The following is a 772-nucleotide window of genomic DNA, read 5'->3' on the forward strand; positions in this document are numbered from 1 at the left end:
GACGGGTAGGGGCGGCGGGGGCGAAAAAGAAGGGCCCTCACAACCGCCCGATATCCCCCCGAGGCATCCGCGGAGCCCGCCGCGCAGGCCCCCGCCCACTCAACAAGATCAACCGAGCCGCCCGATGCCGCTGCCCCGCATACGGCTCCAACAACTCCAGCATCACCGAGTCATCCGCATCCCGATCCCCGGCAAGCGCCCACCCCACGATCCCCGGCAGATGCAGATCCCCCACAGTCACCGCATCCGCCGCCCCATGACTACGCTGCACAACCTCCGCAGACGTCCACGGCCCAACCCCCGGCACAACCTCCAACCGAGCCTGCGCCTGAGCCGGAGCCATCCGCACCGCCTCCTCCATCCGCACAGCAACCCGCACAGCCCGCAAAATCGTGGACGCCCGCTTGTTGTCGACCCCGGCCCGATGCCACTCCCAGGACGGAATCAGCCGCCAGGTCTCCGCGTCCGGCATCACACACATCCGCCCGGGCGCGGGCCCAGGCGCCGGCTCCCCGAACTTCCGCACCAGCGACCGCCACGCCCGATACGCCTCATCGGTCGTGACCTTCTGCTCCAGAATCGACGGAATCAACGACTCCAGCACCAGCCCGGTCCGCGTCAACCGCAGCCCCGGCCGCCGATGCCGAGTCACCGCCAGCAGCCGATGCCGCGGCACGAAGACGGACGGATCGTCGGCGGCCCCGAGCAACTCCGGCAACTGTTCGAGCAGCCACTCGGCCCCCGGCCCCCACGCCTCGCCCCGCACTTCGGC

1 protein-coding gene is annotated in these 772 nt (G+C 70.5%); it reads right to left on the reverse strand.

Annotated elements, in window-relative coordinates:
- Nucleotides 1-37 precede the first annotated feature (37 nt).
- On the reverse strand, nucleotides 38-772 hold a 735-nt coding region (locus tag L0P92_RS44755), incomplete at its 5' end, for a DNA-3-methyladenine glycosylase family protein (protein WP_234768852.1).

This window comes from Streptomyces muensis (assembly GCF_021474425.1).
GTDB lineage: Bacteria > Actinomycetota > Actinomycetes > Streptomycetales > Streptomycetaceae > Streptomyces > Streptomyces muensis.